At 39.1% G+C, this 25531-nt stretch carries 28 protein-coding genes and 2 tRNA genes; 22 read left to right on the top strand and 8 right to left on the bottom strand.

What is annotated here, in order from left to right; translation table 11 throughout:
* The 17 genes from AABJ44_RS10530 to AABJ44_RS10450 all read left to right on the top strand — a co-directional run bounded on the left by AABJ44_RS10530 (position 1) and on the right by AABJ44_RS10450 (position 12974).
* Positions 1-807 carry an amino acid ABC transporter substrate-binding protein gene (locus tag AABJ44_RS10530; protein WP_338368988.1) on the top strand — a complete coding sequence of 269 codons (807 nt, stop codon included), beginning with the start codon at positions 1-3 and terminating at the stop codon, positions 805-807.
* A complete protein-coding gene (locus tag AABJ44_RS10525; RefSeq protein WP_338368987.1) occupies positions 808-1485 on the top strand; it encodes an amino acid ABC transporter permease in 678 nt (225 codons plus the stop codon).
* Between the two features lie 10 nt (positions 1486-1495).
* Entirely contained in the window at positions 1496-2251 is a 756-nt protein-coding gene (locus AABJ44_RS10520) for an amino acid ABC transporter ATP-binding protein (protein WP_338368986.1), read from the top strand.
* A 114-nt stretch (positions 2252-2365) separates the two neighbouring features.
* Positions 2366-2617, top strand: a complete 252-nt coding sequence (gene rpsP, locus AABJ44_RS10515) for a 30S ribosomal protein S16 (RefSeq protein ID WP_305825903.1) — start codon at positions 2366-2368, stop codon at positions 2615-2617.
* A 20-nt stretch (positions 2618-2637) separates the two neighbouring features.
* Positions 2638-2874, top strand: coding sequence for a KH domain-containing protein (locus AABJ44_RS10510; RefSeq protein WP_022933403.1), 237 nt, complete (start codon positions 2638-2640; stop codon positions 2872-2874).
* 15 nt (positions 2875-2889) lie between these two features.
* On the top strand, positions 2890-3444 hold the full coding sequence (rimM, locus tag AABJ44_RS10505) for a ribosome maturation factor RimM (protein WP_338368982.1): 555 nt from the start codon (positions 2890-2892) through the stop codon (positions 3442-3444).
* 4 nt (positions 3445-3448) lie between these two features.
* A complete protein-coding gene (gene trmD, locus AABJ44_RS10500) occupies positions 3449-4228 on the top strand; it encodes a tRNA (guanosine(37)-N1)-methyltransferase TrmD (protein ID WP_074639827.1) in 780 nt (259 codons plus the stop codon).
* An 11-nt stretch (positions 4229-4239) separates the two neighbouring features.
* Positions 4240-4704 carry a 50S ribosomal protein L19 gene (gene rplS / locus AABJ44_RS10495; RefSeq protein ID WP_074639828.1) on the top strand — a complete coding sequence of 155 codons (465 nt, stop codon included), beginning with the start codon at positions 4240-4242 and terminating at the stop codon, positions 4702-4704.
* A gap of 144 nt (positions 4705-4848) precedes the next feature.
* Positions 4849-5904 carry a hypothetical protein gene (locus AABJ44_RS10490; RefSeq protein ID WP_338368978.1) on the top strand — a complete coding sequence of 352 codons (1056 nt, stop codon included), beginning with the start codon at positions 4849-4851 and terminating at the stop codon, positions 5902-5904.
* The gene (locus tag AABJ44_RS10485; RefSeq protein WP_338368977.1) at positions 5901-6179 is read left to right on the top strand and encodes an EscU/YscU/HrcU family type III secretion system export apparatus switch protein; all 279 of its coding nucleotides are present in this window, start codon (positions 5901-5903) and stop codon (positions 6177-6179) included. The genes AABJ44_RS10490 and AABJ44_RS10485 overlap by 4 nt, the downstream gene beginning before the upstream one ends.
* Positions 6176-6532 carry a YraN family protein gene (locus tag AABJ44_RS10480; RefSeq protein WP_074639831.1) on the top strand — a complete coding sequence of 119 codons (357 nt, stop codon included), beginning with the start codon at positions 6176-6178 and terminating at the stop codon, positions 6530-6532. Before AABJ44_RS10485 ends, AABJ44_RS10480 begins: the two co-directional genes overlap by 4 nt.
* A 26-nt stretch (positions 6533-6558) precedes the next feature.
* On the top strand, positions 6559-6759 hold the full coding sequence (locus AABJ44_RS10475; protein ID WP_074639832.1) for a hypothetical protein: 201 nt from the start codon (positions 6559-6561) through the stop codon (positions 6757-6759).
* 2 nt (positions 6760-6761) lie between these two features.
* On the top strand, positions 6762-7232 hold the full coding sequence (locus AABJ44_RS10470) for a hypothetical protein (RefSeq protein WP_074639833.1): 471 nt from the start codon (positions 6762-6764) through the stop codon (positions 7230-7232).
* Between the two features lie 42 nt (positions 7233-7274).
* Positions 7275-8393, top strand: a complete 1119-nt coding sequence (earP, locus tag AABJ44_RS10465) for an elongation factor P maturation arginine rhamnosyltransferase EarP (RefSeq protein ID WP_338368972.1) — start codon at positions 7275-7277, stop codon at positions 8391-8393.
* A gap of 45 nt (positions 8394-8438) precedes the next feature.
* On the top strand, positions 8439-9002 hold the full coding sequence (locus tag AABJ44_RS10460; protein ID WP_256210216.1) for an elongation factor P: 564 nt from the start codon (positions 8439-8441) through the stop codon (positions 9000-9002).
* Positions 9003-9203: 201 nt separating this feature from the next.
* The gene (locus AABJ44_RS10455) at positions 9204-10856 is read left to right on the top strand and encodes a peptide ABC transporter substrate-binding protein (protein ID WP_338368971.1); all 1653 of its coding nucleotides are present in this window, start codon (positions 9204-9206) and stop codon (positions 10854-10856) included.
* A 21-nt stretch (positions 10857-10877) separates the two neighbouring features.
* The gene (locus AABJ44_RS10450) at positions 10878-12974 is read left to right on the top strand and encodes a methyl-accepting chemotaxis protein (RefSeq protein WP_074639837.1); all 2097 of its coding nucleotides are present in this window, start codon (positions 10878-10880) and stop codon (positions 12972-12974) included.
* Between the two features lie 52 nt (positions 12975-13026).
* Here AABJ44_RS10450 and rpsU read toward each other — a convergent pair whose 3' ends face one another.
* The 7 genes from rpsU to AABJ44_RS10415 form a co-directional block, all read right to left on the bottom strand.
* On the bottom strand, positions 13027-13233 hold the full coding sequence (gene rpsU, locus AABJ44_RS10445; RefSeq protein WP_022931060.1) for a 30S ribosomal protein S21: 207 nt from the start codon (positions 13231-13233) through the stop codon (positions 13027-13029).
* A gap of 44 nt (positions 13234-13277) precedes the next feature.
* A tRNA-Pro gene (locus AABJ44_RS10440) sits at positions 13278-13350 on the bottom strand.
* A gap of 46 nt (positions 13351-13396) precedes the next feature.
* A tRNA-Asp gene (locus AABJ44_RS10435) sits at positions 13397-13470 on the bottom strand.
* A gap of 81 nt (positions 13471-13551) precedes the next feature.
* A complete protein-coding gene (locus tag AABJ44_RS10430) occupies positions 13552-14841 on the bottom strand; it encodes a TRAP transporter large permease (protein WP_074639838.1) in 1290 nt (429 codons plus the stop codon).
* A complete protein-coding gene (locus AABJ44_RS10425; RefSeq protein ID WP_338368968.1) occupies positions 14838-15329 on the bottom strand; it encodes a TRAP transporter small permease in 492 nt (163 codons plus the stop codon). The genes AABJ44_RS10430 and AABJ44_RS10425 overlap by 4 nt, the downstream gene beginning before the upstream one ends.
* A 66-nt stretch (positions 15330-15395) precedes the next feature.
* Positions 15396-16397 carry a TRAP transporter substrate-binding protein DctP gene (gene dctP, locus AABJ44_RS10420; protein ID WP_338368967.1) on the bottom strand — a complete coding sequence of 334 codons (1002 nt, stop codon included), beginning with the start codon at positions 16395-16397 and terminating at the stop codon, positions 15396-15398.
* Positions 16398-16496: 99 nt separating this feature from the next.
* Complete coding sequence (locus AABJ44_RS10415; RefSeq protein ID WP_074639841.1) at positions 16497-17171, bottom strand: GntR family transcriptional regulator; 675 nt, start codon at positions 17169-17171, stop codon at positions 16497-16499.
* Between the two features lie 190 nt (positions 17172-17361).
* Between AABJ44_RS10415 and AABJ44_RS10410 the strand changes: the two genes are divergently transcribed.
* From AABJ44_RS10410 to AABJ44_RS10400, 3 genes are read left to right on the top strand one after another with little or no spacing between them, the layout of a single operon-like run.
* Positions 17362-18336 carry an ABC transporter permease gene (locus AABJ44_RS10410; RefSeq protein WP_256210217.1) on the top strand — a complete coding sequence of 325 codons (975 nt, stop codon included), beginning with the start codon at positions 17362-17364 and terminating at the stop codon, positions 18334-18336.
* A 12-nt stretch (positions 18337-18348) separates the two neighbouring features.
* Positions 18349-19242 (top strand): carbohydrate ABC transporter permease, encoded by an 894-nt coding sequence (locus AABJ44_RS10405; RefSeq protein WP_338368963.1) that lies wholly within the window; start codon positions 18349-18351, stop codon positions 19240-19242.
* A gap of 35 nt (positions 19243-19277) precedes the next feature.
* Positions 19278-20978, top strand: coding sequence for an extracellular solute-binding protein (locus AABJ44_RS10400; RefSeq protein WP_338368961.1), 1701 nt, complete (start codon positions 19278-19280; stop codon positions 20976-20978).
* 64 nt (positions 20979-21042) lie between these two features.
* Here the strand turns inward: AABJ44_RS10400 and AABJ44_RS10395 are convergent, their stop codons facing one another.
* On the bottom strand, positions 21043-21915 hold the full coding sequence (locus AABJ44_RS10395) for an AraC family transcriptional regulator (protein ID WP_338368959.1): 873 nt from the start codon (positions 21913-21915) through the stop codon (positions 21043-21045).
* A gap of 92 nt (positions 21916-22007) precedes the next feature.
* Between AABJ44_RS10395 and AABJ44_RS10390 the strand changes: the two genes are divergently transcribed.
* Together AABJ44_RS10390 and AABJ44_RS10385 are read left to right on the top strand one after the other, a co-directional pair.
* Complete coding sequence (locus tag AABJ44_RS10390) at positions 22008-23732, top strand: ABC transporter ATP-binding protein (RefSeq protein ID WP_338368957.1); 1725 nt, start codon at positions 22008-22010, stop codon at positions 23730-23732.
* A gap of 20 nt (positions 23733-23752) precedes the next feature.
* Entirely contained in the window at positions 23753-25519 is a 1767-nt protein-coding gene (locus AABJ44_RS10385) for an ABC transporter ATP-binding protein (protein ID WP_338368956.1), read from the top strand.
* The last annotated feature ends 12 nt before the right edge of the window (positions 25520-25531 follow it).

The raw sequence follows: 25531 nt of genomic DNA, 5'->3' as shown, positions 1-25531 counted from the left end.
ATGAAAAAAAATATTGTTGCTGCCCTTATAATGGCAGCTCTTGTTGCAGTTACAGGCTGTAAGAAAACAAATAAGAAAACTGGAGAAAATGCAGTGGATGCGCTTAAGGCTCGCGGTACATTTGTACTTGGTCTTGATGATTCATTTCCACCTCTTGGATTCAGAAATGATAATAATGAAATTGTAGGTTATGATATTGACCTTGCAAAAGAAGTTGCAAAACGTCTTGGAGTAGATTTCCGTGCACAGCCAATTGACTGGGATGCAAAGGAGATGGAACTTGAGACAGGAAAAATTGACTGTATCTGGAACGGCTTTACAATTACAGATGAAAGAAAAAATGCCCTTTCTTTTACAGAAGCTTATTTGAATAATGATCAGGTACTTGTAGTACGTGTTGATAGTGGAATCAATTCCCTTTCTGATGTTTCTGGAAAAATCATTGGTATTCAGAGTGGTTCAAGTGCTCAGGAAGCTGTAGATGATAACGCATCATTCTCTTCTTCTATCTCAAAACTCATTATGTTCAAGGATAATATTACAGCTTTAAACGACCTTGATATTGGTGGTGTTGATGGAGTTGTAATGGATAGCGTTGTTGCTAATTATTCAATTGCACAGACTAAAAAGCCATTTAAAGTAATCAATGAATCACTAGCAAATGAAGGTTATGGTGTTGGTTTCAGAAAATCTGAACCTGAGTTACGCGATGCTGTATGGGAAATCTTAAAAGAAATGCAGAAAGATGGAACTGTAACAGCAATCAGCCAGAGATGGTTCGGACGCGATATTTCTACAATTAAATAAATGTCAGATAGATATATCAAAATGCTTCAGGCGATGTTGAACGGTTCTGTAACATCGCTTGAAGTTTTTTTTCTCACAATAATATTTTCAATTCCACTTGCTTTACCTATTGCCTTGAGCAGAATGTCTAAACATAAACTGCTTTCAGGCTGTACAAATGTATTTCTTCTGATAATCCGTGGAACTCCGCTTATGCTTCAGCTCCTGGTTGTATATTTTGGACCAGGCCTCTTTATACGCTGGCTTCAGTCTCTTGGATATGTCGTTACTTTCCGATGGAACCGTTTTGTTGCGGCTATTGTAGCTCTTTCTGTCAATTATGCTGCTTATTTTGCAGAGATTTACCGTGGCGGTATTGAATCAATTCCAAAGGGGCAGTATGAAGCTGCAAAGGTTTTAGGTTATACTCCCGCACAGACTTTTTTCAGAATAATTCTGCCTCAGGTAATAAAGCGGATTGTTCCTGCGATGGGTAATGAAGTAATTACACTTGTAAAAGATACTGCACTGGTTTCTGTAATTGGTGTAAGTGAGCTTCTGATGGTTGCCAAGGAAAGACAGGGAGCTATGTTCTCATTTATCCCGCTGTTTATAGCCGGAGTATTCTATTTTATTATGAACTGGGTGGTATCCATCGGGTTCAGACAGCTGGAAAAAAAACTGAGTTATTATAATTGATGTGATTGATATGGATGAAATAATCAGAGTTGAAAATATAAAAAAGACATTCTGTAATAACCTTGAAATCTTAAAAGGAATTTCTTTTTCTGTAGAGAAGGGTGAGGTATTGAGCATTATCGGACCAAGTGGTTCGGGTAAATCTACAATGCTTCGCTGTATTTCTCAGCTGGAAACTGTTACAGACGGAACTATAAAAATCTGTGGAAAAACTCTTGTTGAAAATGGAGTGTATGCAGACAAAAAGACTCGGCATGAAATAATTTTGAAGAGTGGTCTGGTATTTCAGAATTTTAATCTTTTTTCTCATTATTCAGTTCTGAAAAATGTAACAGAAGCACAGATAAGAGTTCTTAAAAAATCCAGAGAGGAAGCAGAAGCTGTTGCAATGGAGTTTCTGGATCGCATGGGCCTTGCTGCAAAAGCAGACGCATATCCTTGTGAGCTTTCCGGCGGTCAGCAGCAGAGAGTTTCTATTGCACGTGCACTTGCCTTAAAGCCAGAGGTTCTTCTTTTTGATGAACCGACATCTGCTCTTGATCCTGAGCTTACTGGTGAGATTCTTGCTGTAATAAAGGAACTTGCTGCAGAAAAAATGACAATGGTTGTAGTTACACATGAAATGTCTTTTGCCCGCGATATATCAAGCCATATTATCTTTATGGATGGTGGAGTTATTGTGGAAGAAGGCGCTCCAGAAGATGTAATCAATAACCCTAAAGTCGAGAGAACAAAAGCATTCTTATCTCGTTTTTCGAACGTGTAAGCCTTGAATAAAATCTAAAAATCATATAAAATACTGACCTAATATACACAATAGGCATTTTTATGCCCTTAATAGTAAAAATTTGGCACTGGAAACAGCGCCATGGAGGATATAATGGTCAAAATCAGACTTAAGAGATTTGGTGCAGCTAAGCGTCCATGCTACCGTGTAGTCGTTCAGGACTCACAGAAGCCACGTGACGGCGTTTGTATCGAAGAAATTGGAACTTTCATGCCAATCGCGCAGGAAAAGGATCAGGTTTCTATCGATTTGGAACGTGCAAAGTACTGGATCAGCGTTGGTGCACAGCCTACAGACATCGTTAAGAAGTTGATGAATCGCCAGGCTGCTAAGAAGGCAGAATAGTTTACAGAGAGGCTAGAAAAATGGAAAAAGACCTGATTGAATACATCGCAAAATCATTGGTCGATGATCCGTCAGCTGTATCTGTAAATGAAACTGAAGGCGAGAAAGGCATGGTGCTCCAGCTCAGAGTGGCAGATGGTGACATCGGCAAGGTTATCGGTAAATACGGTAGAATTGCAAAAGCCATGAGAACAGTTCTGAGTGCTTCGGCAGTAAAAGACGGTAAACGCTACAGTCTTGATATTCTTGATAACTAGTTGGGAATATTGCTGATGGAAAAAGCACAACTTGTGGTTGGGTTCATTCGAGGAACTCACGGTTTTTCGGGTGAATGTAAGGTTGAGAGTGCCTCTGGAGAATATGAGCATCTGCTCGATTTGAAGGAAGTTACTTTAGTGCATGGCGACCAGCAGAGAGAAGCAAAGGTTGAATCGGTTTCTCTTGGAAATGCAGTTGCTTATGTTAAGTTTGAGGGTATTGATTCTGATGAGGCTGTATTAAAGTACCGCCACTGGGGAATTAAAGTACCACGAAAATACTGCAAGCCTTTGAATAAAGACGAGTGGTATGTTGAGGATTTACGAGATTGTTCCCTTATTTATGAGGGAAAGGACGCTCCGGCAACGTTGATTGCACCAGGCAGCAAATATGCTGTAGTTGGAACAATCACAGACGTAATGGAAGGCGGCGGGGGTAACTTGTTAGAAGTGTCACTCGCCGAGAGTTGTAACCGAAAGGTTCTTGTCCCTTTCAATAAAGAATTTATTGGTAAGGTTGATATTAAGAACAAAACGGTGCAATTGATGCACCTCTGGATTCTGGAGTAATTCCATGAAATTTACTGTGCTGACCTTATTTCCAGATATCGTTAGGGCTTTTTTTGAAAACTCAATCATGGCCAAAGCGGTAGAAAAGGAAATTATTGCTTACGATCTGGTGAACATCAGAGATTTTGCTACTGATAAACACCATACCTGTGATGACGGAACGTATGGAGGCGGCGCTGGCCAGCTTATGATGCCAGAGCCACTCGGAAAGGCACTTGATAGTGTAAATGCCCGCAGAAAGTACGTAATTTATGTAACACCGAGCGGAAAACAGCTTACACAGAAGATTGCCGAAGAACTTAGTCACAAAGACGAACTTGTATTCATCTGTGGAAGATACGAAGGTATTGACCAGAGAATCATCGATTCTTATGTTGACGCAGAAATCTCCATTGGAGATTATGTAATGTCATCTGGAGAAGTGGCTGCAACAGTTGTTATAGACACTGTTTACCGCCTTGTAGACGGAGTTATTTCTCACGAATCGCTCGAAGAAGAAAGTTATTGTGACGGACTTTTGGAGTACCCGCAGTATACTCATCCTGAAGAATGGAAGGGTATGAAGGTTCCACCGGTTTTACTTAGTGGAAATCATGAGGAAATCCGAAAGTGGCGGCTTAGAAAGCGGCTGATGAAGACAATGGCAAACAGACCGGATTTAATTCGCGATGCTCGCATGAAAGGTCAGCTTACTGAAGAAGCCGAAAAGATGATTGAGGAAATAACCGAATCTTTCTTTGCTAAACATCAGAAAAAGAAAAAGGCAAAGAAGGTGCAAAACTAAAGGAGATCACTATGGATCTTATTAAGACTATCGAAGAAACACAGAAGCGTCCTGGAGCACAGGGCTTCAATGTTGGTGATACTGTAAAAGTTTACTTCAAGATTATCGAAGGTAAAACAGAGCGTATCCAGGTTTATGAAGGAATCGTTCTCTGCAAGAAGAACGAAGGTGCACGCGAGACTTTCACTGTACGTAAGATTTCTTACGGCGTTGGTGTAGAACGTGTATTCCCATATAACAGCCCACGTATCGTAAAGGTTGACGTTGTTCGCCCTGGTAAGGTACGTCGCTCTAAGCTTTACTACCTCCGCGATAAGGTAGGTAAGAGCGCTAAGGTTAAGACTCTTGTTGGTGGAAAGATTGCTGCTGAAATCGCTGCTCGTAACGCACGCGCTGAAGCTGCTGCTGCCGCTACAGAAGCTCAGATTAAGGAAGAGCGCAAAGAAGCTGCTGAAGCTAAGAACAACGCTCAGTAATTTCAAGCTCGTGTCGTTGCGAGGCGCTTAGCGACGAAGCAATCTATAAAATGGATTGCTTCACCTTCGGTTCGCAATGACGGATTTTATAAAGATAGGACTTCCAGTCTTGGAAGTCCTATTTTTTTTAACTATAATTATCTTATGGATTTTAATGCGGCAAATATCAATTCAACTGCGGCGGCAGGAACTTCCATAACGCGGCCGGTCTCAGCTCATAAGGTACTAACCGAAGGTTCCTCTGTTCCTGTGCGCGTAACGCGTGGTCTTGGTGGAGGCCGATATGAAGGTTTTGTCGCTGGTGTAAAAGTAAGTTTTAGTTCTGAACGTGCATTAAAGACCGGAGATACTTTTTCTGCTATAGTCAGTGGTAGAGATGGAAAAATCATACTGACTCCCCAGTCTCAGACAGGCGCAATCCTGCAGAATATCGATTTTCAGATGAATGAAATGACATCCAACCGGCTTGCTTCTCTTTTACAGAGTGCAGGTCTTTCTTCGGATATTCTTTCTTCTTCCATTTTTCAGATGTTTACCCAGACAGGTCTTAAACTTGATTCTCAGATGCTGGCTCGTATAAGGAGTCTTGCCCTTCGTTTTGGTGGAAAAGAAAAATCGGCTGCAGAAATCCTTGTCATGCTTGCAGAAAAAGGGCTTTCTGCAGATGAAGATGAAATAAAAGAACTTTTGCTGCAGCTTTCAGGAGATTTGTCCTGGGATGATAGTGGAAAAAAGGGGCAGGGTAATCACTCAAAGCAAAATCAGAAAAAACTTATAAATAGAATAAACGGTGCAGAAGGTGCCTGGTATATTTTTCCATTTGAGCTTGTGCAGTATGAGGGAGGAATGATTGCTTCAGAAAATGCAAAATCTGTGCTTGGAAGTGGTAATCTTAGGCTTTTATTTGATTCAGGAAAAATATTGAAACTGATGAATCTGGACTGCAGATATAATGGAAAAAGATATTTGTTTAGTCTTACTTATGAATCTGGCCGGTGTAAAAATGTTCGTTTTAATGTTTCTGAAGGGGATTACTCTAAAACCGGCAATCATAATCAGAAAGATATAGCTGATAAATTAAAGAAAATGTTTATTGCTGCTGATATGAATGGAATAAATATTTCGGAAGCTGAAATTAGTGATATAGAAGGAAATGCAAGCGGACTTGAAATCTTTTATACTTTCGGAGGTGTGGTATGAGTGAAAATCAGAAAAAGCGTGCCATAGCCTTGAAATATCCCGAAGGTGTAGAAGCTCCGGTTGTAATGGCTAAAGGAGAGGGACGCACTGCAGAGTTTATGATAGCAGAAGCAGAAAAAAACGGCATTCAGATTGCTGAGGATGCTGTTCTTGTAGATCTTCTTGGAATGAATGAGGTTGGAACTGTTGTTCCTGAATCAGCCTGGAAAGCACTTGCTGTTATCTTTTCATTTATTATTTCTGAGGAAGAACTTAAACGCAGGGGTGCTGAATGAATACAAAGCAGATCGGAGATAATGGTGAAAACCGAGCTGTAGAATATCTTATCTCAAATGGATTTGCAATAATTGAGCGTAACTGGCGGACAAAGGGCGGAGAAGTTGATATAATAGCATTTAAGAATGATACGATTGTGTTTGTGGAGGTAAAAACGCTTCCAAACGGCACAATAGATATGATTCAGAGGGAGTTAAATTACCAGAAACGTCAAAGAATCATAAAAACATCTAAACGTTTTCTGTTAAAACATCGACAATATAGTAACAGTTACATCAGATTTGATGTAATTGTTATTGATATGCCCGGCTTGGAGCCCGTATATCATATTGAAAATGCATTTACAGAGTAATAACGCGTAGTTTTTAGGGAGATTTTATGATTTCTGGTGGAAAATCTACAGGGGCAGCAACTCTTGTTCTTGAACGGACCGAAACTGTCGATCTGTCTCCAAGAATACTGGAGTTAAGGGAGAAAATTCAAAATCAGGAATATCTTGATAATGCAATTCAAAGAATTGCACAGGTTATTAGTAATCATCTGATTGATGATCCTGATGAATTGAAATTCCGGGATTAATTATGGATAGACGTCGCAATAGAAAACATTCGAACAACTGGAATAATCAGAAAAGAAATAATGAGCAGTCTCGCGAAAATAAACAGAAGTCTTTTCAGTTTAACAAGGCTTTATATGAAGACCAGGATGCTGAAAGACAGAGATTAGCAGCTATTCAGGATGTTAAGGCACGTGAAATCATCTGTCCAAAATGCGGACAGCCGATTACTGACATTGCCAGTGCTATTGCTGATAAGACTACCGGACAGCCTCTTCATTTTGACTGTGTTCTGAATCAGGTAAAGCAGTCTGAGCCTACCGGAGAAAATGAAAAAGTAGCTTATATTGGTCAGGGACGTTTTGCAGTTCTTCAGTATGAAAATATCCGTGATCAGCGTCATTTTACAATCAAAAAAATAATCGAATGGGAAAACCGCGAAGAGCAGTCTCAATGGCGCGAAGAACTTAGCGGATTATATAGTAAAATCAATTAATAGATTGCCACGCCTTCGGCTCGCAATGACAATGGTGCTCCCATGTATATAACTATTCTGTGCAAGGTGGTAGATAACTTCGGAGACATCGGAGTTGTTTACCGTCTTTCAAAACAGCTTAAAAAAATCAATCCAGAAAATCAGATTAACCTCGTTGTTGATGATCTTATTAGTTTTAATAAGATTTGTAATCTTGTGCAGTGTGATGTAAGTGAGCAGGAAGTTGAAGGGCTTCGGGTTTTTAACTGGAATGCTGCGGATTATTGTCATGAGGCGTTTAGCCGTAATGACGGCGAGTTGATGCCAGTTATTCTCGAGTGCTTTCAGTGCGGACGGCCGGACTGGATGGAAAATATTTTATTCGAAGAAAAACTTTCGCGTACTGTTCACATTATAATGATAGATTATTTGACAGCTGAGCAGTATGCCGAGGATTTTCACTGCCTGCAGTCGCTTACCCGCAGTGCAAAGGTTCAGAAGGTGAACTTTATGCCGGGCTTTACTGAGAAAACCGGCGGGCTTGTAATTGAAGAAGAATGGCATGAGGTGCCGGAGCGTAAGGCTGATGGGCCGGTGCTTGTGTTTACGTATGAGAAGGACTGGCGGGATCTGGTGGACGGGTGGTTGAGCGCTCGTAGTGCGATCCCGCCTTATGAGCCGAAACTTCTCGTTGCACAGGGGCGCGGCAAGGAAAGTTTTATGTCTGCCGTGAAGGCTTGTGGTGCGGACGGCCTTGTAGAAGAACTTCCGTATTTGAATCAGACTGAATGGGATAAGGTTATGAAGTCCTGTTCAGCCCTTGTAATTCGCGGCGAGGAATCTATGTCGCGTGCCTGTCTTTCGGGTATTCCGTTTATCTGGCACGCTTATCCGCAAAGCGATGAATATCAGCTTGTGAAGGTGAATGCGCTCCTGGAGCGTATGAGACGGCATTTTTCAGAAGAAGATTTTGAAATCGTTGAACGTACCTGGCTAGATATAAATTCTCCGTCAGAGCCGTCATTACGAGGAGCGGAGCGACGAAGCAATCCATATTCAGACTTCTTTTCTGCTGTTGATCACCTTGCTCCGTCTTTTGATGACTTTGCATGCTCTCTCAGAAAAAACGGTGACCTCGCTGCTAACTTAATGACATACATTGAAAAACTTGCTATAATATAGAAACTATTATTGTAAATTCTTTTTTAGAGGTTTTATATTATGTTAATGACATCACAGTTAAAAGTTGGAACAGCCTTCATGTATGAAGGTAATGCTCTTATCGTTCAGAAGATGCTCGGACAGCGTTCAGGTCGTGCCGGAATGGTTACAAGCTTCCGTGTAAAGAACCTTGTTACAAACTCAACAATGGATCTCGGTATTGATGCAGGTGAAAAGTTTGATGAAGTAGATCTTGAATCACACGTAACAAAGCTTTCTTATATTGACGGCGACACATTTGTATTCATGGATCAGGATACATATGAGCAGTTCGAACTTGCTAAGGAAGACCTTGGTGACTATGCAGGATACATCACTCCAGATGATGACCTCGAAGTAAACCTTACATTCTACGAAGGAAAGCCAGTAGGTATCGATCTTCCAGTTCGCGTTACACGTACAGTAACTTACTGTGAGCCAGGTGTTAAGGGTGATACTTCTGGAAAGTCTTTGAAGCCTGCTACACTTGATACAGGAATCGAAGTTCGCGTTCCATTGTTCATCAACACAGACGACAGAATCGTAATCGATACACGCGACGGATCATTCCTCGAGCGTGCTAAGAACTAAGCTTCTAACAGCTCAGAGGCAATCTGTACTTGCCGACTTATATAAGACCGCATGGTGATAATACCTGCGGTCTATTTTTTTTAAATTTGCGAAATGCTTATATGTATGTTAAAATTATAATAATCATCTAATCGTTACTCCCCATTAAAAAAAATCATTTAAAAACATAATCATTTACTCTTATGCAAACTGGAGATTATTATGAAGCATCTATCTACTTATGCGTGTATGATTTTTTTGTCTTTATCGTTAACTGGATGTGGTAAACAGGTAATGACAGGTCCGACTGGCCCTCTGCCAGAAAAAAAGGTTAGTGGCCCGGTATTAAACGTGTCACTGGATGCTACAATAGATACTCTTGATCAGCAGGTATCTGTTTATGCAACTTCTTTCGAGCTTATTGGAAATATGATAGATGGTCTTATGCAGATGGCAGATGACGGTTCTGTAAAATATGCTGTCGCAAAAGATATGCAGGTGTCGGATGATGGACTTCATTATACGTTCAAGCTGCGTGATGATGTGTACTGGTCAAATGGAGACAGGGTTACAGCCCATGATTTTGTATATGGCTGGCAGCGTGGTATTGATCCTGCAACAGAATCGGAATACGCATTTATGTTCAGTGATATTGCACAGATAAAAAATGCTACAGCTATTCAGGCAGGACAGATGGATCCGAATCAGCTTGGAGTTCGCGCACCTGATGATTATACTTTTGAGGTAGAGCTCCAGACGCCGGTTTCTTATTTTGATCAGCTTCTTTATTTCTGTACCTTCTATCCCGCAAATCAGAAGTTTATTGAAGCTTGTGGCGATAAATATGCAACAAGTCCAGATACTTGTCTTTCAAATGGTGCGTTCATTCTGACTGATTATTCAGTTAATGCAACTTCAATTTCGTTTATAAAAAATACTGCTTATTATGATGCTGCAAGAGTAAAACTTGGTGGTATTCATTATGAAGTAATCAGTAGTGGAGAAGAGGCTTTAAGGAAATATCAGAGTGGTCAGCTGGATTTTGTTGAGCTTTCTGGTGATGCTGTTGTTCAGATGGAAAATTCTCCGGAGTTTAGACCGGTTGATTCAGGCTTCTTATACTTCCTCACCTTCAATTTTGATGACAAGATTTTTGCAAATAAAAACATGCGACTTGCCTTTGCAAATGCTATAGACCGCGAACTGATTGTAAAGGAAATGGCAGATGGCTCTGCTGCAGCTTATGGTGCTATTCCAAGAGGTTATGCGTTCTCTCAGTCTGGGCAGGATTTTACACCGGCTGGAATTGAGTTTCCTGATTTGTGTTCCTATAATCCTGCTTTAGCCCGACAATTCTATGAGAAAGCTCAACAGGAATTAGGTAAGAAAAATTTTGAAATTGAACTTCTTACTGCAGATGGTGAAACACAGGTAATCTGTTCTGAATCAATTAAACGTCAGGTAGAACGAAATCTTCCTGGAGTAACAATCAATGTAAAGGTTGTTCCTAAAAAGGAAAGACGTAAGATTATGAGTGCCGGTGCTTTCCAGTTCGGTCTTAATAACTGGGGACCAGACTATGCAGATCCTATGACCTATCTTGCGATGTGGGTAACCGGAAACTCAAATAATATGGGTAATTATTTTAATCCAGCCTATAATGCAATTATTGCAGATTGTACAGATGGTGAGCTTTGTACAAAGATTGCAGAGCGCTGGGCTGCAATGAAAGAAGCTGAAATTATGATTATGGAAGATGCGGCTATTTCTCCAATTTATCAGAAGTGTAATGCAAATCTTATAAGGAGTAATGTAAAGGGAATTGCTTTCCATGCAGTTGCTATCAATAAGATATATAAGAATACTACAAAATAGGAACTAAGAGAGGTAAAGGTTATGGACGATGTAAAGAAGAAAAAATATGGGCATCTTGCCACACAGTTCTCATTATATATTCTTGCTATTCTTGCAGTATTCTTTGTACTTCTGACTATCTTTATTGTAAAGAGTGTAAAATCTTATTCTCGGAGTGATTATTCAGATTTCAGTGAAAAGGTAATTGCTGAAGATGCAGGAAAGATTCAGTATTGGAACGAGGTTCTTGTAAATGACCTTAGAATTTATTCTGATAATGATGTTACAAAGACAGGTAATATAAACAATATTATCAACTGGCTTTTAAGTCATGAAAATATCAAAAACTCACTTTTTAATTATGTAATGTTCTGTACACCGGATGGAGTTGGTTATGCAAGTGATGGAAAAATCCTTACAGTAATTTCAAAGCCGTTTTTCCGTTCGATAATGAAAGATAAAAAGAAGGTTTATGTTTCTGATATTGACTTTCAGTTAGATGGTTCTGTCTGCTATTATATTGCACGACCTGCTTATAATTCAGCAGGAAGTCTTATTGGTGTTTTTGCCGGTGCTGTAAGACTTGATGAAATTGATAGGATGGTTGGAGAACTTTCCATGGGTAAAGATGGAAAGGCAATCCTTGTGGGTTCGAATGGAGTGCTTATTTCTCATATACGTGGTATGAGTAAATATATGGATCTTTCTTATAGTGATAAAGCCGGATATTCCGGGCTTGATGAAATTGCTTCTCTGGCTTGTTCGGGAAAGTCTGGAGAAGGTTATTATCGTGATCCTGACGGAGTGCTTACCTTTGCTTCTTATGTTCCGGTTCAGGGAACTCCATGGTCGGCAATTTTAACTATTCCTCAGTCTCAGATTGAAGCTGTAGGAAACAGAATGAGAACTTTGATTATAATTATTACTGCATTAATCGGTGTAATTATTTCTATTGTCTGTTCTTTGATTATGATTGCTGCCGTTAAGCCACTTAAGGTTGTACAGGAATCTATTCATGAAATTGCATCCGGCGAGGCAGATCTTACACAGCAGATTGTAGTTAAGAGTAATAATGAAATTGGTGCTCTTGGAGATGGATTCAATGCCTTTATGGAAAAACTCCGCATGATTATCAGTGGAGTAAAAGATTCTGAAGAGATGCTGGGAGATGTAAATACAGGGCTTCAGCAGCGAATTGAAGGAAATGGTAATTCAATAGAAGCAATTATTCAGGATTTGCACGATATTGGTACTCATGTTCAGAACCAGGCTGATAGTGTTTCTCAGACAGTAAGTTCAGTTGAAGAAATCTCAAAGAATATCGAATCTCTTGAGAAGATGATTGAAACGCAGTCGAGTGGTGTAGTTGAAGCAAGTGCTGCCGTAGAAGAAATGATTGGAAATATCAGTAGTGTAAATAATTCTGTCGGTTATATGGCTTCTTCTTTTGATTCACTTGCTCAGAATACAGAAGAAGGTATTCAGCGACAGAATGATGTAAACCAGCGTATTCATGGGATTGAAGATCAGTCAAAGGCTCTTCAGGCTGCCAATAAGACAATCAGTGATATTGCGGCTCAGACAAACCTTCTTGCCATGAATGCTGCAATTGAGGCGGCTCATGCTGGAGAAGCTGGTAAGGGATTCTCTGTTGTTGCAGATGAAATCCGTAAACTTTCTGAAACCTCGAGTGCTCAGTCTAAGACTATTCGTGAAGAGCTTAAGAAGATTGAAGGTTCTATCAATGATGTAGCAAGTGTATCTCAGGCTTCTACAGAGGCCTTTGTTTCTGTAAGTAATTCTATCATGCAGACTCAGCAGCTGGTACTTCAGATTAAAGGTGCAATGGAAGAACAGCAGGAAGGTTCTAAACAGATTGGTGATGCGCTTAAGCTTATGAATGATAATACCAGTGAGGTTAGGGCTGCGTCACATGAAATGGCAGAAGGTAATAAGGCAATTCTTGAAGAAATTGATCATCTGCGAACTACAACAGGAGAAATCCGAGACAGTATGGAAAAGATTTCTACAAGTGCGGGTGAAATCAAGGAATCAAGTAATGCACTTACCGAAATTGCAAACAGCGTAGAAGCGGCGGTAGGTCAGATTGGTGAGCAGATAAATCTGTTTACTGTATAAGGTTAAATAAAAAAGCCCGGTTAACCGGGCTTTTTTTTATGAAGGACTTAGATTAATAGTCCTTCTTTTCTGTCTTACGTCTCTTGTTAAGAAGCTTTCTCTCGAGAGTTGTCTTCTTCTGGTGGAGGGTAGCAGAAGGTTTTTCGAAGTATTCACGCTTTTTGTATTCGCGGATAATGCCTTCTTTTTCAACCATGCGCTTAAAGCGTTTGATTGCTTTTTCAAGGTTCTCTGAATCATCAACCATGATTGTTGCCATACTGTATTCACCTCCTTTTTCCGGTGGTTCCGTCTTATTACGTATCGGGTATACTGGATTCGAACCAGCGACCTCAACGTCCCGAACGTCGCGCGCTACCAGCTGCGCTAATACCCGTTCTGTGTTCTAAATAAAAAAGCCTTCCGTTTTGCGGAAGGCTTAGCGCGAGCGGCGGGGCTCGAACCCGCGATCTCCGGCGTGACAGGCCAGCGCGATAACCAGCTTCGCTACGCCCGCGTGATGTTTGTTATATTATACGAAACACTGATTTATGTCAATAACAAATATCACTTTTTTTCAAAAAAAATTAATTTTTTTTTATGCTCCAAAAATCAAGTTTGGAATAAATAATACCAGCTTTGGACAGAATACAAGTATTGCTAGTTCAAGCAAAATAGCTATAAAGAAAGGAATGCTTTCTTTTGTGTATTCTTCGGGAGGGCAATTTATAATTCCACATACAGTATAGAGTGCAGAACCTACAGGAGGTGTCATAACTCCAAGTGTTACGATTGTGGCCATAAGAACCCCAAAGTGAACCGGATCCATACCAACACTTGTTACCATTGGAAGGAAAATAGGTGTTAAAAGAAGGAAATTTACGTTGCTGTCTACAAACATTCCTGAAATAAAGAGGAAGCCCAGCATTAACAGTGTTAATAACTGTGGATTTTCTGTAATTCCAAAAATGAAATTAGAAAGAACAGCAGGAAGCTTTACCCAGGTAATGGCATAACTGAATGGGCCAGACATCGCAATAATAAGCATGATGGCTCCAGTATCTTTTACACTGGTAATGAGTGCTTCTTTGAAATTTTCCCATGTAAGCTTTTTATATACAAACTTTCCAACAATCAAGGCATAAATAACAGCGAAAGCGCCTGATTCAGATGGAGTAAAGAGTCCAAATCTGATTCCCACAATAAGAATAATTGGGAATAAAAGAGCCCATACAGAAACCTTAAGATTCTGGAAAAGCTCTTTGAAAGTTAATCTTGTGGCATTGTGGGTTGGGGGATCAAATTTTCTGATTCGGCTTGTGATAGAAACTGTTGCCATCAAGAAAATCATCATCAAAATGCCGGGAATAATACCAGCTGCAAAAAGACGTCCGATAGAAACTTCACCGACAAATCCAAAAATAATCAAACCAAGACTAGGAGGAATTGTTGCTGTGATAAGTGCTGTAAGACAGTTTACCGAAGTGATGTAGCCTTTTGTATAACCCCGGGCCTGCATTTCCGGACCTAGGATTCTTGTTTCCATTGCAGCATCGGCAGTTGCTGAACCAGATACGCCACCCATCATTGTAGACATAACTACAGAAATCTGAGCTGTACCACCATACATTCTCCTGGTGAGGAGTCGGGCCAGACTCAAAAGCTGTTCTGTAATTCCAGAAACATTCATTAAGTTTCCTGCAAAAATAAAGAAGGGAACAGCCAGGAAAGCGAAGGACTGACTCTGCAGAACAACCATCTGCGTAGCTGCTTCAAAAGGCAAAACCGGCTGACTTAAAAAGTAAGCAAATCCGGCAAGTCCAATTACATAGGCAATCGGCATTCCCAAAATAAGAAATAAAACAAAACATAAAAGCAGAAGTGTCATTCTGATACCTCCACAGATTTTTCTTCTTTAAATGAAAATATTACTTTTTTGATTTTACCTATTGTTGATAAAGCCATTGAGAAGGTTGCAACTACAAGACTCAAAGTAACAACAGAGTAAGGAATAGGTATAGACTGATATGTTCTTAATCTTTCTACCCACACAAGGCGTGCACCATATACACAAATTACACATGTCAAAAAGAAAATGATTATATAAATAATCAGTGACAAAATCTTTTGAATTATAGGAGGTAAATGTCTGGTCAAAATATCAATTCCTATCAATTGGCCAGATCTCCAGGCAATATCAGCACCCAAAAAACTAGTCCAGGCAAGAAGGAGCATTGCAAGATCAATATTCCAGGACATTGATATTCTTAAGAAACGTAATATGGCAGACATAAAAACCAGCAGAACAAGAAGAACAAATCCTCCTCCACATACTGCTTTTTCTGCCAAATCTAAATATTTTAAAATTTTTTTCATAAATAGCACCTTAAAAAAAGAGGATGCGTCAAAAATGATGCACCCTCTTATTGATTTACAAATAATTTATTCGTTCAACTCTTTGAAAAGTCTGTCTTTCAAACCTGCTGAAAATCCTAAATCATTATTTGTATACAAAGGTTCAATTGCTTTCTGGAATTCTGCGATATCTACATCAGTAATTGTAACTCCATGATTCTTCATGTTGTCATAATATCCGGCTTCTTCGTTTCTGATGATTTCGCCATATTCAAGAGCAGCTTCGCGCATTGTCTTTACAAAGATATCGCGGTCGCTTGGAGAAAGGCTGTTATAGAAGTTTGCTGAACAAACGAATGCAGACTGAAGCATATAGTGCTTTGTCATGGCAATGTTCTTTACAACTTCATAAAGGCGTGAACCATCTGCTGTTGCAACCTGAACTTCACAACCATCAAGAGTTTTCTGCTGAATTCCAGGGAATACTTCGCCCCATGAAATACCGATGTTTGCAAAACCAAAGTATTTTGCAAGATTATTTCCAATTGCATTTCCAAAACCACGGATGCGAAGTCCTGACAAATCACCAACATGAGCTACAGGTTTTGTTGTGTAAAAGCAGCGGAAACCGTTGTACATATTTGTGATATAAACAATTCCCTGCTTTTCTAATTCTGCCTGCCATTCTTTGAAGAGTGCAGTATCTGGAAGTTTTTTCAAAGATGCTGGATCTGTAAGAATATATGGAGCCATAAGAATGTTCAAATCTGGGATTTTGAACTGACTTGCAAGACGACCAGGGTCACTTGGAACTACAAGGCTAACTCCAAGTTTTGCCTGTGTAACCAGAGCATCTGTATCACCGGATAAGGCTCCGGCAACCTGAACTGTAGCGCTGAAACGGCCGGTTGCGTTGAGTCTGTCGGCAACAGCCTGCATCATACGGCTTTGTCCTGTAGTTGCGGCTTCTGTTCCTGCGAAGGTTACTGGAATCTTTTTATCAGAAGATTCAGATTTTTTTGAACATGATGATAACAAAAGAACTAATGCGATTGTTACTACACTTGAAATTTTGAATAATTTTTTCATTTTTTACTCCTAATATTAGGCATAAGGGGAATCCCTTAGCTAGTATACTAGTATATTTGTAAAAAATGCATATGTCAAATTTTTTTTATTATTCTTCTTTCATGCAAAATATTGTGGAAATGCTTTTCTGAGCTCATCTTCCTGAAAATGTTTACGGGAAAGATGTTTATTTAATACTTCTTTTGCTGCAGCAGGATCTTTTTTCTTAAAGGTCTCAAGAAGTTCTTCATGTTCTTTAATAATTCTTTCTGGATTGAAAGCCTGAATTGTCAGTTCTCGGATTCTGTCCAGATGAATACTCATAAGACGAACCATATAATGACACTGCATTTTGTTGGTAATCTTGTACATGATTTCGTGGAAAGCATTATCCAGTTCCATTATTTTATCAAGATTGTGCTTTTCATAATAAAAACGCTGTAGTGTAACGTTTTCTTCCATCTCCTGAATATCTTTTTCCGATGCCTGCTGACAAGCCATCATAGTTATTTCTGATTCAATAGTTGTACGGGCAAATACTGCTTCATCTACATGAGCCATATCAATGAGACTTACATGACTGCCTCTCTGAGGAAGAATTTCAATTATTTTTGTAGAAGATAATTCTTGCATTGCTTCATGAACAGGAGTTCGTGATAGGTTTAATTCGTTTGCAATATCCTGTTCGCTAATCATGCTTCCTGGAGCCAGTTCAAGATTTACAATGTTATCTTTTATAACACGTAGTGCATATTCTCTGTTTGTCTCTTTTTCATGCTTTTCTGTATTCTTCATATTCTCTCATATTTTAAGGATAGAGTAATTAACGGTCAATCCCTTATTGTCTTAATGGCATACGGAAAATCCCTTATCTTTTTTTTTTGTTTTTGACACCCCTTGACTTTTAAAAATATTATACTACCATTGTAGTCAAGTGTTCTAGTATACTAGTGGGACTTATTTATATTACAGAGAATTTTTAATAATGGGAAAAAAAATGTTCAAGAAAACTCAAAAAAAACAGGGTACTGAATTAAATTCTGTTACAAAAGCACAGAATTTTAAGAAGTATTTTCGCAAGTACTGGCAGTTCTATTTACTGCTTTTGATTCCGGTGCTTTATTATATTATATTCCGCTATATTCCAATGGCCGGAAATATCATCGCATTCCGCCGTTATCGTGCAGGTGGAAGTCTTTTTGGCGATAAATGGAGTGGCTTAAAGTATTTTAAGCAGTTTATTGGAGATAGAACTTTCTGGCGTGCATTCAGAAATACGCTGGTGCTTAATATTTCATATCTTGTAGTACGATTCCCTCTTACTTTGATTTTTGCACTTCTGCTTAATGAGATAAAAGCTTTGTGGTGGAAAAAGTTTGTACAGACTGTTTCTTATCTTCCACACTTTATTTCTATGGTAATCGTTACTGGTATGATTCGTGAGCTGGTTTCTACAAGTGGTCCGCTTAATCAGCTTATTGCACATTTTGGCGGTGAAAAGGTTTCTTTCATTGCCTTCCCTCAGTATTTTAATCCAATCTTTGTAATTTCTGGTGTATGGCAGGCTCTTGGATGGGGTACTATTCTTTATCTTGCAGCTATTGCGGGAATCAATCCTTCCTTATATGAAGCTGCTGAAGTTGATGGTGCTAATCATTTTCAGCGTGTATGGCATGTAACTATTCCTTGCATTCTGCCTACTATTACAACTTTGCTTATTCTTGATATCGGAGGACTTGTCGGTTCCGGCGGTGCCTTCGAAAAAGTATTCCTTTTGTATAACCCGATGACTTATGAGACGGCTGATATTATTTCTACCTTCGTATTCAGAATGGGTCTTGGTTCCGGTAACTACAGCTATGCTACTGCCGTAGGTTTGTTTGAAGCTCTGTTGAATCTGTTCCTGCTTACAATGGCAAACAAGATTTCTAAAAAAGTTTCGGGCACAGGCTTGTGGTAATGGAGGAATAAAATGGCTGAGAAAACTGGCGTAAAAGTAAGAGAGTCTTCAGGTTATATCGTTTTCAAGTGGTTTAATACTGCAATTATGATTCTGGTTTGTGTGGTGACCTTGTATCCGTTTTTATACCTGGTAGCACAGTCTTTTTCATCTGAAGAAGCAATCACTCTTGGAAAGGTAAATCTTATTCCGATTGGTTTTAATATTGAAACTTATAAGTCTGTATTTGCAAAAGGCGAATTCATGCATTCTTATAAGAACACAGTTGTTTATTCTGTACTTGGTACAATTCTTTCCCTTGTGTTCAGCTGCTGTATGGCTTATCCGCTTTCAAAAAAAGAATTAAAGGGATACAAGATTCTTACAAAGTTTGTAATCTTTACAATGTACTTTGGTGGTGGTTTGATTCCTAATTACGTTTTGATGATGAAACTTCATCTTGTAAATAAGGTAGCAGGATTTATCATTCCATCTCTGCTCAGTACTTATTACATCATTCTTATGAAATCCTTCTTCTCAGAAACTCCTCATGAGCTTGAAGAAGCAGGTGAGCTTGATGGATTGAGTCCTATAGGCATTTTTGTTCGAATAGTGCTTCCTCTTTCTATGCCTATCATTGCAACTATGATTCTGTTCAATGCAGTTGGATACTGGAATAACTGGTATAATGCTTTCCTTTATCTTGATAAAAAGGAAATGTGGCCGGTTGCTTATTATCTTAAGACTGTTATTTCCGGTGCATCAACTTCTGCAGACCCTGGAGAGGCTAGTGCAGAAAAGATGCAGATTGCTGCAAACATCAAGTCTTGTTCTATGGTTCTTATGGCTCTGCCAATCATCTGTGTTTACCCATTCATCTCGAAATACTACGTTGAGGGTATGATGCTTGGTGGTGTTAAAGAATAAAAAAAACGTTTTATTATTAATAGGAGGATAAAACTATGAAAAGAGTTGTAACAACAACTGTTGCAATTATGTGTGTTGCTGCTATGTTCGCTGCGCCTTGGTCAAAAAAAACAAAGGCTAAGAAAGATATAGCTGCATCTGGTTATACTTACGGTGAAGGAAAAACATTCCATTCTGATAAGCCTGTAACATACTCAATTTCTTTCAGTGATGCATCATGGTATGCAATGCAGGATACCTGGAAGACAGAAGGTGTTTTCAAGGATATCGAAAAAGTAACAAACGTTCACCTTGATATTACATCTTATGACAGTGGTGATTATAATCAGAAGATTAACCTTGCAATTAACTCTGGTTCTGCTACATACATCATTCCAAAAGTATATGATGAAAGCCAGTACGTAGCTGGTGGCGGTGTGGTTGCTGTTTCTGACTATACTCAGTACATGCCTAACTTTACTGCATTCGTTAATAAATACAATATGAATCCTGATCTTGATACAATCCGTCAGAATGATGGAAAATTCTATCGTCTCCCAGGTATGCATCAGGCAGCTCTTCAGGACTATACAATCATGGTTCGTGATGATATTTTCACAGCTGCAGGTTATGATGTTCGCAAACTTGAAAAAGACTGGACATGGGAAACATTGCACGATGTTCTCGTTGGTGTAAAGAAGTACATGGTTGCACAGGGAATGTGTAAACAGTCTGACTACATTTGGTCTGACCTCTGGTGTGGCGAATCAGGAAAAGGACAGGGCGGTAACCTTCTTAAATTGATGGGTGCTTCTTACAATGTTCTTTCTGGATGGGCAATTGAAGGCTCTAACGGTGGTATCAAATATGATTATAAGAAGAAAGAGTTCTATTCATCTTCTATCAGCCCAGATTTCAAGAAATTTATTACTGTTGCTAACAGTTTTATAAAAGACGGACTTCTTGATCCTGAAACTTTCACACAGACTGATGATACTGCTCATAATAAGTTCTACAGCGGAAAGACTGTAATTATGTCTACAAACCGCTCTCAGATGGCTAACGATATTGCTGGTGTAAAGAAGATTGTTGGAGATAAGGCTAAGTGTTATGTAACAGCTTATCCATCTGGAACAAACAAGAATCTTGCAGAAACTTCACGTCTTGAATGTGGTGTAATGATTTCTCAGAAAGCTCTTGATGAACTTGGAGAAAAAGAATTTGTAAAACTTATGCGCTTTGTAGACTGGATGTTCTATTCAGAAGAGGCTTATACACTCTGTAAGTGGGGTCCAAAGGGTAAGACATGGGATTATGCAACTGTAAATGGAAAACAGATTAAGAAACTTCTTCCAGGTTATAAGTGTGGTGGTCTTGGTCTTCCAGGTGCAGATAGCGATATTGATATCCGTCTTAAGTGGGGATATGCTGGTGGTAACTACTTCTATGGTCACTCAACAGCTGAATCAACAGATGCATTCACTCCAGAAGTACAGGATCTTTATGCCCGCTATGCAAAATACAAGACTGTTGCTGTAGTTGATCCAAAGGCTAAGCCAACTGAAGATCAGCGTGAGCAGTTGAATCTCTGGGCAACTCCTCTTATTGATAATATCAATGCCTGGACACTTAAGTTTGTTACAGGACAGAAAGATATCAATAGAGACTGGGATGAATATGTAAAGAGCTGTCAGAACCTTAATGTAGATAAGATTGTAAAACTTTCTAACGATATCTATAAGAAGCAGACTAAATAGTTTGTGATAAATTAAATAAAAAAAAGAGTCCAATTCCTGAGTGTAAGGAATTGGACTCTTTTTTTTAGAGCTGAGAGTTACGTCTTTGTTTAGGCGTAATACCTCGAATTTTCTTATACGTTCTTATAAAGTGACTGGCATCAGTAAAGCCAGTTTCCTGACTGATGTAATCGAGAGTCTTATCGGTGTAGAGCAGGAGAGTATCTGCCTTACAGATTCTTATGAACTCAATATATTCCTTACAGGTTTTTCCAAATTGAGTTTTGAACTGTTTTGCGAAATTTGAATAACACATACCGCATTTTGAGGCAAGGTCTTCTATACTGATATTTTCAGACGAATGCTTGTCGATATATTCAAGAACAGAAAAATCTTTTGTAGAAAACTGGTCGAAGGTTGTTTTTGTAGAAAACTGAAATCCGTGATGGAGCCATATTCTGATTATTTCAGTTACAATAAGGCTGATCATTGAAGCAACCTTAATATCATAGCCGAACTGTTTGTTTTTTGTTTCCCACATACAGTATTCAAAATACATTTTTACCGGATTAAAGCGAAGATCTCGTGCAGTAAGAAGATTGGTTGCTTCAGAAGCATTATTTGCGTTATCAAGAAGTTTTGGAAGTTTTGGAGAACCCGGTGTTGTATTTGAGAGAATCATGTCATCAAACTTAATGACATAGAACAGAGGTTTTTCTGAATAATCTTCCTTTACTGGGTAATCAAGAAAGGCGTGAATCTGTTTTGGATGGAAGATAATCATATCTCCGGGATTCATGGTAAACTGTTTGCCATCAACCTCTGCATACAAAACTCCACTTACAAGATAAACCATTTCGGTAAAATAATGCCAGTGTGGTTTTACGAATTTCCAGTCGCCAGAAAATGCCTGAAAAGGGGCATTAAGACTGTCACTATATTCAAAAAGGTCATCCATGGAGTCCTCCGGGATAGAGAATTGTACAATTATCTTCCCCTTTTTTTATAGCACGGAATTGCGAGTAATGCTAGTGTAAAATAGAGGTTTTTATGAAAGAAAAAACAGCATTTTCCTGGGTATGGTCATACGTGCGAAAATATCGTTTTGGTATGGCGGCAGGACTTTTTTTAAGTGTAATAGTTGCTGCAATGAATATGGTGAATCCTCTGGTTACCGGAAATATCGTAGATAAGGTTATTAAAGGCAGCCAGCATGAGCTTTTATTTAAATTAATTGGAATTATGATTTGTGTTGTAGTTGGAAAATCTATTTTCCGCTACAGCTATCAGGTCATTTTTGAGCATTGTTCACAGAACGTAATTTTGAAAATGAGGGAAGATTTATATGCTCACATTCAGAAGCTTGATTTTTCCTGGTATGATAATGCTCCTTCCGGAAACGTAATGACACTACTTACTTCAGATCTGGATAAAGTCCGTCACTTTGTTGCCTGGGTTTTGTATCAGATTCTTGAAAACAGTCTCATATATATTTTTTCAATTATTACTCTGGCTTCAATCAACTGGAAGCTAACCCTTGCATTTATGGTTATTGCACCTCCAGTGCTTATCCTTGTAAGAAAATTCAAGGTACATATCCGACCGGCTCATATGCGTGTACGAGATCAGTTTGCAGTATTGAATACACGTGTTGGTGAAAATATTGAAGGAAATCGTGTCGTTAAGGCTTTTGTTCGTGAAGGCTATGAAACAGAACGTTTTGAAAAAGAAAATGAAGGGTACCGCGATGTATCAGTAGCCAATGCAGATATGCGTGTACGCTTTATGCCTTGGATAGATGCTTTGTGTCAGGTTTTGCCTGTAATTCTGATTTTGTTCGGCGGTTACCTTGTAATCAATAATGAAATGACAATTGGTCAGCTGGTAACTTTTAACGGCCTTATGTGGGCTTTTATTCAGCCAATCAATATGTTTGGAACTCTTGTTGATAATACACAGAATTTCGGAGCTTCTGCCGACAGACTTTTTGAACTCTATAAAGCAGAACCGAAAATCAAAAATGGAAATGACAGTAAGGACGCTACAACTGTCGAAGGGCGTGTAGAGTTCCGTGATGTAAGTTTTGCCTATAATGAAACTCCAGTAATCAAAAATATGAGTTTTGTGATCGAGCCGGGAACTACAGTTGGAATTTTAGGTCCAACAGGAAGCGGTAAATCCACAATTGCAAATCTTATGTGCCGTTACTATGATGCAGATTCCGGCCAGGTTTTGATAGATGGAAAGGATGTTCGTGAGTACAATCTGCAGGATTTGAGAAAAAATGTCGGAATTACAATGCAGGAAGCATTCTTGTTCAGTGATACAGTTGAAGGAAATATCGCTTTTGCAAAACCAGAGGCTTCTTTTGAAGATGTTGAAGCTGCCGCTGAATTGGCGCGGGTGAAGGAATTTATTGGAGATCTCACAGACGGCTATGACACAATTGTCGGTGAACGTGGTGTCGGCTTGAGTGGCGGACAGAAACAGAGAATTGCATTGTCTCGTCTTTTCCTTGCAGATCCAAAGATTATGATTCTTGATGATACTACAAGTGCTGTTGATAATGACACGGAGTATAAAATCCGTCAGTCTATTAAAAGCCGCAGTAAAGGACACACTGCTTTTATTATCAGCCACAGAGTTTCATCTTTTGAAAACTGCGATGTAATTCTTGTTATTCAGGATGGACAGATTATTGATAAGGGAAGTCACCAGGAGCTTATTTCTCGTGACGGTTATTACCATGATGTATGGCTGGAACAGCGCGGCTAAGAGGATTATTGAGGTAAATTATGGCAAGAAATAAATTTGATGCAGATGAAGAAATAGAACAGAAGTTTAATCCTCATATTATAATGCGTCTTGCAAAATGGATTAAACCTTATACAAAATGGATGGTACTTTCCTGTGTGATAATGCTGGTGTCTTCTGCAATTTCACTTACAAGCCCATACCTTACCAGAATGGCAATTGATAAGGCAATTCCTTCTGCGAACTATAAGATGTTAGTTATTATTGCGGCAGTATTGTTGTTTTCAACTTTGATAGTAAGAATTCTGCTTGCTCAGAAGCTTAAGATAATGACTCGTGTAGCACAGAAAATTATTGTTAATATCCGTCATGATGTTTTTACAAAACTTCAGTCTCTGCCATTCAGTTATTTTGACAGCAGACCACACGGAAAGATTCTTATCCGCGTTGTAAACTATGTAAACTCGCTTTCTGATCTGCTTTCCAACGGAATAATTCAGCTGATTTCTGATTTGTTTACGCTTGTTGTTATCATAGTCTTTATGATTGCAATTGATGTAAAACTTACTATGGTGTGTATGGCTGTGCTTCCAGTGCTTTTTATCATTCTTATTTCAATGAAGAAAAAGCAGCATGAGGCATGGAAACAGGAAAGTTATAAGCGTTCAAATCTTACAGCATATCTTTCTGAAAGTTTGAACGGAATGAAGGTTACCCAGAGTTTTGCACGCGAGGAAGTAAATCAGGGGATTTTCAATGAACTTTGTCAGAAATGTAAAACAGTCTGGATTCGTGCTGTAAACATCAATAATATTATCTGGCCTTCTGTAGATATTCTTTCAACTTTGGGTGTTACTCTTGTTTATCTTGCAGGTATTAACTGGCTTGGAGAAACTGTAACAATCGGTACTCTTGTTGCGTTTGCAGGCTATATCTGGCGTTTCTGGCAGCCTATTCAGAACCTTGGTAACTTTTATAATTCTATGGTTACTACAGGCGCATATATCGAACGTATTTTTGAACTTCTTGATGAAGAGGACGATATAACAGATAAACCTGGTGCTAGAGAACTTCCTCCAATCCGTGGACATGTGCAGTTTGATCATGTTGATTTTTCTTATGAGCCGGGAAATCCAATCTTAAAAGATGTCGATTTTACAATAACACCGGGTATGACAGTTGCTATTGTAGGCCCAACGGGTGCAGGTAAAACCACAATCGTAAATCTTTTGAGCCGTTTCTATAATGCAGAGAAGGGTAAGATTCTTATAGATGGAATTGATATTCAGGAGCTTTTGATTAAGTCAATCAGAAAACAGGTTGGTGTTATGCTGCAGGACAGTTTCCTTTTCAGCGGAACAATTATGGAGAATATCCGTTATGGTCGTCTTGAAGCAACTGATGAAGAATGTATGGCTGCCGCAAAGGCTGTACAGGCTCACGAATTTATTTCTGCATTCCCTGATGGCTATAATACTGTGCTTAGTGCAAACGGTGGTGGTCTTTCACAGGGCCAGAAACAGCTTATAAGCTTTGCACGAGTTCTTTTAAGTGATCCTAGAATTCTTATTCTTGATGAAGCAACTTCTTCAGTTGATACTCATACTGAAAAAGCTTTACAGCAGGGGCTTGGTGAACTTCTAAAAGGACGAACAAGTTTTATTATTGCACACCGACTTTCAACAATCCGCAATGCAGACGTGATTTTCTTTGTAGATCATGGAGAAATTGTTGAACGCGGAAATCATAATGAACTTCTTGCATTGAATGGTCATTATGCAAAAATGGTGAGTGGCGTTTTTGCGTGATATGTGATAAAA

Source organism: Treponema bryantii (assembly GCF_036492245.1).
Lineage (GTDB): Bacteria > Spirochaetota > Spirochaetia > Treponematales > Treponemataceae > Treponema_D > Treponema_D bryantii_C.
Note: the sequence above shows the minus strand (reverse complement) of the source record. Positions and strands in the feature narration are given on the sequence as shown.

Bases quoted from the DNA above. Each gene is read 5' to 3' on its own strand.
- AABJ44_RS10530 (WP_338368988.1), top strand. From the start codon at position 1: ATGAAAAAAAATATTGTTGCTGCCCTTATAATGGCAGCTCTTGTTGCA.
- AABJ44_RS10525 (WP_338368987.1), top strand. From the start codon at position 808: ATGTCAGATAGATATATCAAAATGCTTCAGGCGATGTTGAACGGTTCT.
- AABJ44_RS10520 (WP_338368986.1), top strand. From the start codon at position 1,496: ATGGATGAAATAATCAGAGTTGAAAATATAAAAAAGACATTCTGTAAT.
- rpsP (WP_305825903.1), top strand. From the start codon at position 2,366: ATGGTCAAAATCAGACTTAAGAGATTTGGTGCAGCTAAGCGTCCATGC.
- AABJ44_RS10510 (WP_022933403.1), top strand. From the start codon at position 2,638: ATGGAAAAAGACCTGATTGAATACATCGCAAAATCATTGGTCGATGAT.
- rimM (WP_338368982.1), top strand. From the start codon at position 2,890: ATGGAAAAAGCACAACTTGTGGTTGGGTTCATTCGAGGAACTCACGGT.
- trmD (WP_074639827.1), top strand. From the start codon at position 3,449: ATGAAATTTACTGTGCTGACCTTATTTCCAGATATCGTTAGGGCTTTT.
- rplS (WP_074639828.1), top strand. From the start codon at position 4,240: ATGGATCTTATTAAGACTATCGAAGAAACACAGAAGCGTCCTGGAGCA.
- AABJ44_RS10490 (WP_338368978.1), top strand. From the start codon at position 4,849: ATGGATTTTAATGCGGCAAATATCAATTCAACTGCGGCGGCAGGAACT.
- AABJ44_RS10485 (WP_338368977.1), top strand. From the start codon at position 5,901: ATGAGTGAAAATCAGAAAAAGCGTGCCATAGCCTTGAAATATCCCGAA.
- AABJ44_RS10480 (WP_074639831.1), top strand. From the start codon at position 6,176: ATGAATACAAAGCAGATCGGAGATAATGGTGAAAACCGAGCTGTAGAA.
- AABJ44_RS10475 (WP_074639832.1), top strand. From the start codon at position 6,559: ATGATTTCTGGTGGAAAATCTACAGGGGCAGCAACTCTTGTTCTTGAA.
- AABJ44_RS10470 (WP_074639833.1), top strand. From the start codon at position 6,762: ATGGATAGACGTCGCAATAGAAAACATTCGAACAACTGGAATAATCAG.
- earP (WP_338368972.1), top strand. From the start codon at position 7,275: ATGTATATAACTATTCTGTGCAAGGTGGTAGATAACTTCGGAGACATC.
- AABJ44_RS10460 (WP_256210216.1), top strand. From the start codon at position 8,439: ATGACATCACAGTTAAAAGTTGGAACAGCCTTCATGTATGAAGGTAAT.
- AABJ44_RS10455 (WP_338368971.1), top strand. From the start codon at position 9,204: ATGAAGCATCTATCTACTTATGCGTGTATGATTTTTTTGTCTTTATCG.
- AABJ44_RS10450 (WP_074639837.1), top strand. From the start codon at position 10,878: ATGGACGATGTAAAGAAGAAAAAATATGGGCATCTTGCCACACAGTTC.
- rpsU (WP_022931060.1), bottom strand. From the start codon at position 13,233: ATGGCAACAATCATGGTTGATGATTCAGAGAACCTTGAAAAAGCAATC.
- AABJ44_RS10430 (WP_074639838.1), bottom strand. From the start codon at position 14,841: ATGACACTTCTGCTTTTATGTTTTGTTTTATTTCTTATTTTGGGAATG.
- AABJ44_RS10425 (WP_338368968.1), bottom strand. From the start codon at position 15,329: ATGAAAAAAATTTTAAAATATTTAGATTTGGCAGAAAAAGCAGTATGT.
- dctP (WP_338368967.1), bottom strand. From the start codon at position 16,397: ATGAAAAAATTATTCAAAATTTCAAGTGTAGTAACAATCGCATTAGTT.
- AABJ44_RS10415 (WP_074639841.1), bottom strand. From the start codon at position 17,171: ATGAAGAATACAGAAAAGCATGAAAAAGAGACAAACAGAGAATATGCA.
- AABJ44_RS10410 (WP_256210217.1), top strand. From the start codon at position 17,362: ATGGGAAAAAAAATGTTCAAGAAAACTCAAAAAAAACAGGGTACTGAA.
- AABJ44_RS10405 (WP_338368963.1), top strand. From the start codon at position 18,349: ATGGCTGAGAAAACTGGCGTAAAAGTAAGAGAGTCTTCAGGTTATATC.
- AABJ44_RS10400 (WP_338368961.1), top strand. From the start codon at position 19,278: ATGAAAAGAGTTGTAACAACAACTGTTGCAATTATGTGTGTTGCTGCT.
- AABJ44_RS10395 (WP_338368959.1), bottom strand. From the start codon at position 21,915: ATGGATGACCTTTTTGAATATAGTGACAGTCTTAATGCCCCTTTTCAG.
- AABJ44_RS10390 (WP_338368957.1), top strand. From the start codon at position 22,008: ATGAAAGAAAAAACAGCATTTTCCTGGGTATGGTCATACGTGCGAAAA.
- AABJ44_RS10385 (WP_338368956.1), top strand. From the start codon at position 23,753: ATGGCAAGAAATAAATTTGATGCAGATGAAGAAATAGAACAGAAGTTT.